The following is a 12,667-nucleotide window of genomic DNA, read 5'->3' on the forward strand; positions in this document are numbered from 1 at the left end:
TTGTCTTCCCCCTATGATTCGTTTTAGGAAAAATAAGTCCCCATCTCTTTTATCATATCATCAATCGTGTAACGCTCTGGACAAATATGCACACGTAATCCCGCTTTCTCGGCTGCCTGTTTCGTCACCGGACCAATGCAAGCAATGACACACTGCTCAAGGAGCGGAACCCAGTCCACTTCGTCCAGCATGCGCATAAAGCTTTGAACAGTCGATGAGCTCGTAAACGTAATGACATCAATCGCTCGCTTCTGCAACAAATCGATAAGCTGTTCCTTTCCGCTTTCATTAATTTTCGTTTCATAAACAACGAGGTCAGTGACGGTTGCTCCTATCCGAATGAGTGCTTCTTTTAATATGGGACGCGCCAAATTCCCTTTCACGAGCAAAATGCGTTCGTTCGGCTGGATGATTGGCTTTAATGCTTCGACTAATCCTTCAGCGACAAACTCATCCGGCACAATATCAGGCTGAATGCCGTGCTTTTCTAAAGCCGTCGCCGTTTTTTTTCCGACAACTGCCACTTTCGGAAGCTTCGTGCCTGGTTTGATAAACGGAAAGAAAAAGCGCACACCGTTAGCGCTTGTGAAAATGAGCCAATCGTAACGATACAGCTCACGGACGCACTGTCCAATCTGTTCGTTATGTTCAGAAGCGGAAAAGGAGATAAGCGGAATTTCAATCGGAATGGCCCCGACTTGTCTAAGCTTGTCTGAAAAAGCTTGCGCCTGCTCCTTTCCTCTTGTCACAAGAACGGTTTTTCCACGTAACGGGTGGAGCTTCATTGCGTCTCGAGCTCCTCTTTCAAACGGTCAATCAGCGTTTTCGCGCCGCGCTGGATAAGCAGATCTGCCGCTTTTGTCCCCACCTCTTCCGGGTTCGCTCCGGCAACGACTTCTTTGTACAGCTCTTTACCGTCTGGAGACGCAACGAGTGCAGTTAATACGATCTCTTTTTGCTCGTTCATATAAGCATATCCGGCAATCGGAACTTGGCAGCCACCCTCCATTCGATGTAAAAAGGCGCGCTCTGCTTTCACCGCTCGCTCCGTTTCCACATCATTCAATTTCCGTAACCATTGTAATAACTCTGTATCGTTTTCACGGCATTCCACCGCCAGCGCGCCTTGACCGACGGCTGGAAGACAAACATCAATCGGCAAATAGTCGGTGATGACATCTCTTGCCCATCCCATTCGCACTAATCCGGCTGCTGCCAAAATAATGGCATCATAGTCTTCACTTTGTAGTTTTGCTAGACGCGTATCAATATTGCCACGAATCCATTTGATTTCAAGGTCTGGCCGTTTCGAAAGAAGCTGAGCGGAACGCCGCAAACTGCTTGTCCCAATCACCGCACCGCTCGGCAAGTCAAAAAAAGAAACATGATCTTTACTAATGATGACATCGCGATGATCTTCTCTGACAGGCACACACCCGATCATTAATCCGTCCGGCAACACAGCCGGCATATCTTTCATACTATGTACAGCAATATCAATATCGCCGCGCAGCATCGCTTGTTCAATTTCTTTGACAAATAACCCTTTACCTCCGACTTTCGATAAAGTTACATGTAAAATTTCGTCCCCTTTTGTGACGATTTCTTTCACTTCAAATTCAAACGGCGCTCCTAACTGTTTTAATTTTGAAATCACCCAATTTGTCTGTGTTAGTGCGAGCTTACTGCGCCGTGAACCGACAATAATTTTTCGCATTTTCTATTCCTCCACTACGAGTACCAAAAATGAAACTTTGATAAACTGCCGAATAAGAAAAAGTTGACTAATAGAAATAAAAAAGAGCCAATGTTCCAAATTGCGATTGCCTTTCCTTGCACTTGTTGAACGACACGCTTGTAAAAGTAAATGCTGTAAACCGCGAGAACCGAAAAAGACCCTAATACTTTGGCATCATACCAGTGAAAATGGTCAATTTTAATGTACGCCCAAATAACCCCAAGAATCAGCCCTAATAACAACATAGGCAATCCAATGAGATTTAAAACGTATGACATGTAATCTAATTTCGTTAAATCAGTCATTCGTAATAACCGTTTCCCCCATTTTTTTTGTTTCAATAAATTGTATTGAATAATATATAAAATGGAAAAAACAAACGAAAGGGAAAACGCCCCATACGCTAAAATCGTCATCGTAATATGAATCATGAGCAGTTCAGAAATTAATTTTTCCGCCGCGGCCGCTGACTGGTGATGGCTTGGGGCGAACGTATGAACCGCTAAAATAAAAAAGGCTAATACATTCGTAAAAAATACGATAAAATCAACGCGCAGCACCCGATTGATCACAAGCGACAACGTAATCAATACCCATGCATAAAAATAGAGTCCTTCCGACATCGTTAAAATTGGAAATCGTCCTGTTTCAACAATGCGGAACATGAAAAAAAATGTTTGAAAAATCCAGACAATAGAAAGCAACCAGAAGGCAATGCGGTTCGCCTTCCGGTTATGATGCAGAAAATCTATAAAATACAGCAACACAGACATTGCATACAAAATTACCGACAGCTCATACAATCGTGTCATACTCATCTCTAACATTCGTCAAAATCCTCTCTTATGACTGTAGAGATGGCGCAATCGAGCGTTCACCATCGCCTTTTGCTTGCTTTTGCGCTTGTACGGCCTCTTCAATGTTAAAAATCTTCGTAAACAATCGGAGCGCCTCTTCCGCATTTGGCTCTGCCGCTAATTCCTTCGCACGCAAAATCGGATCGCGCAACAATTGATTGATAATGCTTTTTGTATGCTTATTCAACACTTTCCGATCGCGCTCTGATAAATGCGGGAGCTTCCGTTCAATGCTTTGCATAGTCTCCGCTTGAATCGCTAATGCTTTTTCACGAAGTGCAGCAATAACAGGAACGACGCCAAGCGTATGAAGCCATTGTTGAAATTCAACAAGCTCTTCCTCAACCATCATTTCAATTTGCTCGGCTGCTTTTTTCCGCTCCGCTAAATTCGCCTGAACGATTCCTTCTAAGTCGTCAATATCATACAAAAAGACGCTTTCAAGTTCCGCTAACGCCGGATCTAAATCGCGCGGAACGGCAATATCGACCATAAACAGCGGACGGCCTTTCCGCATTTTTTCAACGTGAACCATCAGGTCTTTTGTAATGACATAATCTTTTGCACCGGTCGAACTGATTAAAATATCTGCCTCGATAAGAGCGCATTGCAACTCACAAAGCGACTTTGCCTCTCCAAGAAATTTCTCTGCTAACCGTTGCGCCTTCTCAAACGTACGGTTGATGACCGTTACTTTTTTCACGCCGCTTCCGTAAAGGTTTTGTACGGCCAATTCGCCCATTTTCCCTGCACCTAAAATGAGGACGTGTTTTGTCGATAAGTCTCCAAAAATCTTTTTTGCCAACTCAACGGCGGCGTAGCTTACCGAAACCGCATTAGATCCGATTTCCGTCTCTGAATGAGCGCGTTTCGCAAGCGTAACCGCTTGTTTAAATAGCTGTTTAAACACCGTTCCAATCGTCTGTTCTTGTTGGGCAAGAAGGTAGCTTGAACGCACTTGTCCTAAAATCTGCGTCTCCCCTAAAATCATCGAATCGAGCCCACAGGCGACGCGAAATAAATGCTCGACTGCCGCCTCATTTTCTAAAACTTTTAAGTATGGAGTCAACTCTTCTTTTTCCAGTTGAAACCAATCAGCTAAAAACGATTTTATATAATAACGCCCAGTATGCAACTGGTCGACAACAGCGTAAATTTCCGTGCGATTACATGTAGAAACAATGACATTTTCTAAAATGCTTTTTTGTTGTTGTAACATCTTCATTGCTTCGACCAGTTCCGATTCGTTAAACGTCAGTTTTTCACGAATTTCGACAGGGGCCGTTTTATAGTTTACGCCAACGACAATAATATGCACTTTCTCTTATACCCCCTCAATCAAAAGTGCTAGCTATCTCATTTTATTATAGCATGTATATCTCACTTTGACCGAAAAAAATGTGAACACAATTTGAAAGCGTATGATAAACTTTTATACAGTACATCTCCACATTCACCTTAACAAAAAAATCGACATTCAGCAAACAACGCTCACTGGAAAACAAGGAGGAACCGATGAAAAAGCAAGGAATTTTCACTGGAATTACGCTCATTGGATTAGGCGCTTATTTTTTAATAAATCAGCTCCAGCTTCCGTTGTTGAGCGCCTTTCAAGGATGGCCAACCCTTTTCGTCATTTTCGGCATCGCCCTGCTTGGACAAGCGTATTCTGCGCGTGAATACCAGCACATTTTTCCAGGAACGATTTTGTTCGGCTTTGGCCTTCATTTTCTTCTCATTCAATTGTCAAAACGTTGGCCGAATAACGTCGGAATGTTTTTCTTTATCATCGCTGTAGCGTTTTTACTAAGTTCGCGAAAAATGAAATCAGGGTTCATACAAAGCTTATTCTTTTTTGCCCTCGCATGCATTATTTTGTTTTCTGAGCGATGGAGCCGCTTGTTTCATGTTGTTGAAAATGGCATTACGTTTCTTTGGAATTTTTGGCCGATTGGCTTAATTATTTCTGGCATATACATATTATTGATAAAAAGGAAATAATTCATACAAAAACACCAGCCACTTTCATGAGCTGGTGTTTTTCCGGCTTAGATAAAGCGCTGCAATACGGCCCACGCCTCGTCTTTTCCTTGACCGGTTTCAGCTGAAAAGAGAACAAGTTCATCTCCATCAACGATATTCAGCGTTTCACGAACAACCTTCAAGTGTTTTTGCCATTTTCCTTTCGGAATTTTATCCGCTTTCGTCGCGATAATGATGGCCGGAATGTCATAATGCTTTAAAAACTCGTACATCATCACATCATCTTTTGTTGGTGAATGACGTAAATCGACAATGAGAATGACCGCACGCAATTGCTCTCTTGTCGTCAAATACGTTTCAATCATTTTCCCCCATGCTTCTCGCTCTTGTTTGGACACTTTCGCGAAACCGTAACCGGGAACATCGACAAAATAGAGCGATTCATTAATGAGATAAAAGTTCAATGTTTGTGTTTTCCCTGGCTTTGAGGACGTGCGTGCTAAGTTCTTTCGGTTAATCATTTTGTTAATAAATGAAGATTTCCCTACATTAGAGCGCCCCGCTAGCGCAAATTCAGGCAATGTGCTATCTGGATATTGCTCCGGTTTAACAGCGCTAATGACCATTTCTGCATGCGTTACCTTCATTGTTTCTCCCCTACCAATGCATGTTGTAGTACTTCGTCTAAATGGGATACAAGAACAAATTCCAAATCTTTTTTCACGATTTCCGGAATATCTTCCAAATCTTTTTCATTTTCCTTTGGCAAAATGACTTTTTTCAGTCCGGCGCGATGGGCGCTTAACGTCTTTTCTTTTAATCCGCCGATCGGCAGCACGCGACCACGCAGCGTAATTTCTCCGGTCATGCCGACAAATCGGCTTACTGGTCGCCCTGTTAACGCGGAAATTAGCGCTGTGGCGATCGTAATGCCGGCAGATGGCCCATCTTTTGGCACAGCTCCTTCTGGAACGTGAATATGGATATCATATTTTTCGTAAAAATCATGGTCAATTCCAAGTTCTTTCGCACGGGAACGAACATAACTAAACGCTGCTTGGGCTGATTCTTTCATCACGTCGCCTAATTTACCCGTTAACACTAATTTTCCTTTTCCCGGCGATAGCGAAACCTCAATGGATAAGGTGTCACCGCCAAACGGCGTATATGCCAGCCCTGTCGCAACTCCGACTTGATCCTCCGACTCAGCTTGACCGTAACGATATTTTCGCTTTCCTAAAAAGTCTTCCAAGTTTTTGTCGGTCACAATGACACGTTTTCTTTCTTCCGATACAATAAGGCGCGCAGCTTTCCGACAAATTGCTGCCAGCTGCCGCTCTAACTCGCGCACACCGGCTTCCCGCGTATAATAGCGAATGATGTGCAATATCGCTTCATCGCGCATTTGTAAGCCCGATTTTCTCAATCCATGTTCCTTCATTTGTTTCGGAAGAAGATGTTGTTTGGCAATATGCAGCTTTTCCACTTCCGTGTAACCCGGAATCGTAATAATCTCCATTCGGTCCAGGAGCGGTTGTGGAATCGTCGCTAAGTTGTTAGCCGTTGCGATAAACATCACTTTCGATAAATCATACGGCTCTTCAATATAATGGTCGCTAAATGCATGATTTTGCTCAGGATCTAGCACTTCAAGAAGCGCAGCTGACGGATCCCCGCGAAAATCGCTTGACATTTTATCAATTTCATCAAGCAAAAATACAGGATTAATCGTTCCTGCTTTTTTCATTCCCTGAATGATTCGCCCCGGCATCGCCCCCACATAGGTACGGCGATGTCCGCGTATTTCCGATTCATCGCGAACCCCTCCTAGGGAAATGCGGACAAAATGGCGATTCAGAGACTTGGCGATCGAACGAGCTAGCGATGTTTTTCCTACTCCCGGTGGTCCAGCTAAGCAAAGAATCGGTCCTTTTAACGATTTCGTTAATTGCTGTACCGATAAATATTCAAGCACCCGTTCTTTTACCTTTTCAAGACCGTAATGCTCTTCGTGTAAAATCGTTTCCGCCCGTTTTATATCGTGAATGTCTTCTGTTTGCTTCGTCCATGGAAGAGCAAGAAGCCAATCAAGATAGTTGCGAATAACGGCACTTTCAGCGGAAGTCGCCGGAATCTTTTCATATCGTTCTAACTCTTTTAAGGCAGTTTCTCTGACATGATTGGGCATGCCAGCTGCTTCGATTTTCTCTTTGAGCGCTTCGACTTCCCCTGTTTTTCCTTCCTTTTCACCTAACTCTTTTTGAATCGCCTTCATTTGTTCACGTAAATAATATTCTTTTTGTGTCCGCTCCATCGATTGTTTCACGCGCATACTAATTTTTTTCTCGAGCTGCAACACTTCTTTTTCGTTATGAAGGATTCGAATAATTTTATGAACGCGTTCTTTTATGTCCACCGTTTCCAAGATGTCTTGCTTTTCTTCGAGTTTCAGCGGCAGATGCGAAGCGATAATATCCGCCATTCGTCCCGGCTCATCAATGTCGGCAATCGAAGCATAAATATCTGCCGATAATTTTTTGGATAAGTTTATGTATTGTTCAAAATACTCTAGCATCGTTCGCTTTAATGCTTCATCTTCTAAATCTTTTGCCGCTCGATCAACAAACTTTTCTACCTTAACAATAAAACATGGCTCTTCACTGACCGTAGCAACAATTTTCGCACGAACAATTCCTTCGACTAAAACGCGAAACGTTCCATTCGGCAGTTTGAGCAATTGTTTCACGCGCGCCAATGTCCCCATTTCATACATATCGTCAATGCTTGGTTCGTCAATGGAAACATCTTTTTGTGATATAAGCAAAATCGTATGATCCTCCACCATCGCTTTTTCCAATGCTTGAACCGATTTTTCACGACCGACATCCAAATGTAACACCATCGTCGGAAAAACAAGTAAGCCACGCAATGGAAGGAGGGGTACGATGATTTCTTTCTTTCTCGCCATGGCGAACACCTCCAACTCACTTCTATTCGTCTATTGTATAGCACAGCAGTATGTTTGTAAAATTGTATGCAAGCCGAAAAGCTGTGGCGGTGAAAATAGCACTCGAAGCCAAATGTTCGTCGTTCTTGCTTCTCACGAGGATGAATGTTATTTGGCACAAAAAAGCTGGCCCCCGAACTAGGCAATCACAAAAAAGCAAAGGGGAACACTTCTCTTTTGAAGTAAAATGTTCCTCATCCTCACTTTACAAGATGTAAGATAAGATGATTTCACGAAAGAAAGCCAGCACGGAAGGGACAAACCAAAAAGGTAGCTCTATATAACTTTCACATTGCATTTTCATTTTACAAAGAAAAGCCGACTTCGACATCACGGTTTGCCAAGTCGAAGTCGAGCAAGTATCTGCTTACACTGATTTCGTTTCTGAATGGTTCGACGTCGCAGGAACGACCTTATTTTGCTTATCATCTTTTTTAAAGACAACAGAAAATACTTCCTCTAAATGATGAACTGGAATAATCTCAATTCCTTCGATTTCCCGTAAAATCGACTGCATATTGTCAAACGGAATAATGACTTTTTTCGCTCCCGCTTGTTTCGCCGCTTTCACTTTTGGAAAAATCCCACCGACGGGTTTGACGTGACCATGGATGCTAATTTCCCCAGTCATCGCAATCGTTCGGTCAACCGATAGACCGTAGATGGCGGAGTAAATCCCAGTCGCCATCGCAATTCCGGCTGATGGTCCGTCGATCGGAATTCCTCCAGGAAAATTGACATGAATGTCGTAATGATCAGCCGGAACACCCATCGCCCGCAAAACGGTAATGACATTTTCGATTGATCCTTTCGCCATGCTTTTTCGACGAATTGATTTTTCTCGTCCGCCAATGCTTTCTTCTTCCACAATGCCGGTGATGTTAATCGTTCCTTTTTCTTTCGTCGGCAATGCTGTTACTTCAATTTCTAACAGCGCCCCCATATTTGGACCGTACACCGCTAATCCGTTGACTAATCCAACCATCGATGTATCGGCGATTTTCTTTTCATATCGCGGTGATAATTGGCTAGAGTGAATGACCCACTCAATATCTTTATCAAGAATCATTTCACGTTTTTCTGAAATGGCGATTCCGGCAGCGATTTGCATCATATTCACTGCTTCGCGACCATTTCGGGCATAAGAGGCAAGGATACGAATGCCATTTTCGGACACGTTTAAGCGAATTTTCTCCGCCGCTTTTCGCGCGATAAGCGCAATTTCATCTTGGTCAAGCTCGCGGAAAAACACTTCTAGACAACGCGAGCGAATCGCTGGCGGTATTTCGTTTGGCGTTCTTGTCGTTGCCCCGACGAGTCGGAAATCCGCCGGCAAGCCATTTTGAAAAATATCGTGAATATGGGTTGGGATTTGTGGATTTTCTTCACTGTAATACGCACTTTCAAAAAACACTTTCCGGTCTTCGAGCACCTTTAGCAATTTATTCATTTGAATCGGATGGAGCTCACCGATTTCATCAATAAATAAAATGCCGCCATGGGCATGTGTGACTGCTCCATGTTTTGGTTGCGGAATTCCAGCTTGTCCCATCGCGCCTGCTCCTTGGTAAATCGGATCGTGAACAGAACCGATTAACGGGTCGGCAATACCACGTTCATCAAATCGTGCCGTCGTCGCATCTAATTCTACAAAGACCGCGTTCTTTTTAAAAGGGGAAAGTGGATTTTTTTTCGCTTCTTCCAGCACAAGACGTGCAGCTGCAGTTTTCCCGACCCCCGGCGGTCCGTAAATAATGACATGTTGCGGGTTTGGACCGCATAGTGCTGCCTTTAATGCTTTAATGCCATCCTCTTGTCCGACAATGTCTTCAAAGCTCTTTGGTCTCACTTTTTCTGCAAGCGGCTCTGTTAACGAAATCGAACGTAATTTCCGCAGTTGTTCCATTTCTTTTCGCGATTCTTTATCAATGGAAACCTTTTGGGTTCGTTGATTTCTTAATAAATTCCAAAAATAGATACCAATGACAACCCCGAAAAATAGTTGTACCAATAAAGCAACGTTCGTCCAATTCATTAGCCAAAATCCTCCTGCCCTCTAAGTTATGTAGTATGTATAGTATCTCCGCCTTCGGGCAGGAATAAACAAAAAAGAGACTGCCTTCTTTTGTTAAGGCAGCCTCCTTTAGTGCTAAGCGGATGTTTTTCTTTCTTGTTCAACGACCGTACCGTCATGACGAATGAGCTTTGGCGGCATATTTCCACGCACCGTTTCCGCCGTAATGACACACTTTTGCACATCCTCGCGGGAAGGGAGTTCAAACATGACATCAAGCATAATCCCTTCGATAATGGAGCGAAGACCACGTGCGCCCGTTTTGCGTTCGATCGCTTTTTTCGCGATTTCTCGTAGCGCTTCCTCTTCAAATTCAAGCTCCACTTCATCTAGTTCCAACATTTTTTGATATTGTTTTACAATAGCGTTTTTCGGCTTTGTTAAAATGTCCACTAATGCTTGTTCATCAAGCGGTTCTAGACTCGTAATCACCGGCAAGCGCCCAACAAATTCTGGGATTAATCCAAATTTTAATAAATCTTCCGGTAACACTTTTGACAACAAGCTTTTTTCGTCGATATTCTCTTGCTGAATGTCAGTTCCAAAACCGATCACTTTTTTACCTAAGCGACGTTTAATAATTGGTTCAATGCCATCAAACGCTCCACCGCAAATAAATAAAATGTTCGTTGTATCGATTTGAATAAACTCTTGATGCGGATGTTTGCGCCCCCCTTGTGGTGGAACGCTTGCAATGGTTCCTTCTAAAATTTTTAACAGCGCCTGTTGTACTCCTTCTCCGGATACGTCACGCGTAATCGATGGGTTTTCAGATTTGCGGGCAATTTTATCAATTTCGTCAATGTAAATAATTCCTTTTTCTGCCTTTTCCACATCGTAGTCGGCCGCTTGAATAAGTTTTAAAAGAATATTTTCAACGTCTTCCCCGACATATCCCGCTTCGGTTAACGATGTTGCATCGGCAATCGCAAATGGAACGTTTAAAATACGCGCCAATGTTTGTGCGAGTAACGTTTTTCCGCTTCCTGTTGGCCCAATCATTAAAATATTGCTTTTCGATAATTCTACATCGTCAATTTTGCTGTTCGAGTTAATGCGTTTGTAGTGGTTATACACAGCAACCGCTAACGACTTTTTCGCTTCGTCCTGTCCGATGACGTATTCATCTAAAATTTCGCGAATCTCTTTTGGCTTTGGAACATCTTTGAATTCGATTTCCTCTTCGTTTCCTAATTCTTCCTCCACAATTTCTGTACATAGTTCAATACATTCATCGCATATGTATACACCAGGACCAGCAACAAGTTTGCGGACTTGATCCTGTGTTTTTCCGCAGAAAGAACACTTTAACTGTCCTTTCTCGTCATTAAATTTAAACATACTTTCACCCCTTGTTATCAAAATCACGCAATCGTATGTACTTTATTTAACCTTTCCACAAAACGTTAATTGTAAAACTTATGTACTCGTCATTTTATCATAAACCATCACAAAAACGCTAATAAAAAAATTGGAATGTATTAGAAAAGTTAGAAAATTTAAAATCACATACTGTAATTGTATGAAAGAACAAGGCACGAACGATTTCGCGCCTTGTTCCTTATTTATTATTATGCAACAGCTTTGCTATGTTCCACAAGAAAATCTGCTACTTTTTGGAATTTTAAATTTTCTTTGACGCCTTCCGTGCTGCCGAGTAGCTGTTTGAGGCGGTCGACAGATAAATTATAAGCTTCTGCCATTTTTTCAAGTTCTGCATTTACTTCTTCATCTGTCACGTCAATGTTTTCCGCTTTTGCAATTGCTTCTAATGTCAAGGAAATGCGGACACGCTTTTCAGCATCTTCTTTCATTTGCTCACGCAGCGCCGCTTCATCTTGACCGGAGAATTGATAGTAAAGTTCAAGGTTCAAGCCTTGCATTTGCAAACGTTGTTCAAATTCGCGTAACATGCGGTCTGTTTCATTTTTAATCATAGCTTCTGGGATGTCGATTTCTGCGTTTTCTGCCGCTTTTTCGACGACAGCGTCACGAAGAGCTGCTTCTGCTTCATTCTTTTTCGCTTCTTCTAATCTTTTTTGAATTTTTTCTTTCAGCTGCTCTAGCGTTTCGACTTCATCATCAACATCTTTTGCGAATTCGTCATCAAGTGCTGGAAGCTGTTTTGTTTTCACTTCATGCACTTTTACTTTGAATGTCGCTGGTTTGCCAGCTAATTCTTTGGCATGATATTCTTCTGGGAATGTCACTTCAACGTCTTTTTCCGCTCCGGCTTCTAAACCAATTAATTGGTCTTCAAAACCAGGAATAAATGTGCCAGAACCGATTTCAAGAGAATAGTTTTCCGCTTTTCCGCCTTCGAATGGCTCTCCGTCAACAAATCCTTCAAAATCGATAACGGCTGTATCACCGTTTTCGATCTTCCCGTCTTCTTTGACGACAAGTTCCGCATAATTTTCTTGAAGACGTTTTAATTCGTTTTCAACATCTTCGTCCGTAACAGTTGCATCCACTTTTTCAACTTCAAGCTCTTTATATTGACCTAATTTCACTTCTGGTTTTACTGTTACTTTCGCTGTGAAAATAAGGCTTTTTCCTTTTTCCATTTGCTCGATATCAATATGTGGATAATCAACAGGCTCAATACCTGCTTCTTCTACTGCCTTCGCATACGCTTCTGGCAATAAAATGTCAAGCGCATCTTGATATAACGCTTCCACACCAAAGCGTTTTTCAAATAGAGCACGAGGCACTTTTCCTTTGCGGAACCCTGGAAGACTAACGTTTTTTACTACTTTTTTAAATGCGGCATCCAGCCCTTGATTGACTTTTTCGGCATCTACTTCTACAGTAAGAACGCCTTCGTTCCCTTCTAGTTTTTCCCATTTTACTGACATATTGTTCCCTCCAACAAAAAATCATTCATGAATAAGATCATGAATACATGTTCATGATCTTTATATCCTATCATGTATGTAGATAAAATAGTAAAAACATATGCGTAATACAACCATTATATTATAACATACAACAACGATGTTTCAATA

At 42.3% G+C, this 12,667-nt stretch carries 10 protein-coding genes; 1 reads left to right on the forward strand and 9 read right to left on the reverse strand.

Annotation, left to right across the window (positions count from 1 at the left end):
* Positions 1 to 23: 23 nt before the first annotated feature.
* Genes HNR31_RS02140 through hemA form a run of 4 tightly spaced genes read right to left on the reverse strand, consistent with a single transcriptional unit; the run spans position 24 to position 3,913 of the window.
* Complete coding sequence (locus HNR31_RS02140) at positions 24 to 785, reverse strand: uroporphyrinogen-III synthase (RefSeq protein ID WP_181554599.1); 762 nt, start codon at positions 783 to 785, stop codon at positions 24 to 26.
* Positions 782 to 1,717: a hydroxymethylbilane synthase gene (hemC, locus tag HNR31_RS02145; RefSeq protein WP_181554600.1), complete on the reverse strand. Its 936-nt coding sequence runs from the start codon at positions 1,715 to 1,717 to the stop codon at positions 782 to 784. The genes HNR31_RS02140 and hemC overlap by 4 nt, the downstream gene beginning before the upstream one ends.
* 14 nt (positions 1,718 to 1,731) lie before the next feature.
* Positions 1,732 to 2,565, reverse strand: a complete 834-nt coding sequence (gene ccsA, locus HNR31_RS02150) for a cytochrome c biogenesis protein (RefSeq protein ID WP_181554601.1) — start codon at positions 2,563 to 2,565, stop codon at positions 1,732 to 1,734.
* Between the two features lie 16 nt (positions 2,566 to 2,581).
* On the reverse strand, positions 2,582 to 3,913 hold the full coding sequence (gene hemA / locus HNR31_RS02155) for a glutamyl-tRNA reductase (RefSeq protein WP_181554602.1): 1,332 nt from the start codon (positions 3,911 to 3,913) through the stop codon (positions 2,582 to 2,584).
* Between the two features lie 197 nt (positions 3,914 to 4,110).
* On the opposite strand from hemA, the gene HNR31_RS02160 reads away from it, so the two are divergent.
* Positions 4,111 to 4,596, forward strand: a complete 486-nt coding sequence (locus HNR31_RS02160) for a LiaI-LiaF-like domain-containing protein (protein WP_181554603.1) — start codon at positions 4,111 to 4,113, stop codon at positions 4,594 to 4,596.
* A 47-nt stretch (positions 4,597 to 4,643) separates the two neighbouring features.
* Here HNR31_RS02160 and yihA read toward each other — a convergent pair whose 3' ends face one another.
* From yihA to tig, 5 genes are all read right to left on the reverse strand, one after another.
* Positions 4,644 to 5,225: a ribosome biogenesis GTP-binding protein YihA/YsxC gene (gene yihA, locus HNR31_RS02165; protein WP_181554604.1), complete on the reverse strand. Its 582-nt coding sequence runs from the start codon at positions 5,223 to 5,225 to the stop codon at positions 4,644 to 4,646.
* Entirely contained in the window at positions 5,222 to 7,546 is a 2,325-nt protein-coding gene (gene lon / locus HNR31_RS02170; RefSeq protein WP_181554605.1) for an endopeptidase La, read from the reverse strand. The genes yihA and lon overlap by 4 nt, the downstream gene beginning before the upstream one ends.
* 406 nt (positions 7,547 to 7,952) lie before the next feature.
* Positions 7,953 to 9,620, reverse strand: coding sequence for an ATP-dependent protease LonB (gene lonB / locus HNR31_RS02175; RefSeq protein ID WP_181554606.1), 1,668 nt, complete (start codon positions 9,618 to 9,620; stop codon positions 7,953 to 7,955).
* 114 nt (positions 9,621 to 9,734) lie between these two features.
* Positions 9,735 to 11,000: an ATP-dependent protease ATP-binding subunit ClpX gene (gene clpX / locus HNR31_RS02180; protein WP_181554607.1), complete on the reverse strand. Its 1,266-nt coding sequence runs from the start codon at positions 10,998 to 11,000 to the stop codon at positions 9,735 to 9,737.
* 230 nt (positions 11,001 to 11,230) lie between these two features.
* Positions 11,231 to 12,517 carry a trigger factor gene (tig, locus tag HNR31_RS02185; RefSeq protein WP_181554608.1) on the reverse strand — a complete coding sequence of 429 codons (1,287 nt, stop codon included), beginning with the start codon at positions 12,515 to 12,517 and terminating at the stop codon, positions 11,231 to 11,233.
* Positions 12,518 to 12,667 lie beyond the last annotated feature (150 nt).

The sequence above is a fragment of the Thermaerobacillus caldiproteolyticus genome (assembly GCF_013761245.1).
Taxonomy (GTDB): Bacteria; Bacillota; Bacilli; order Bacillales; family Anoxybacillaceae; genus Thermaerobacillus; species Thermaerobacillus caldiproteolyticus.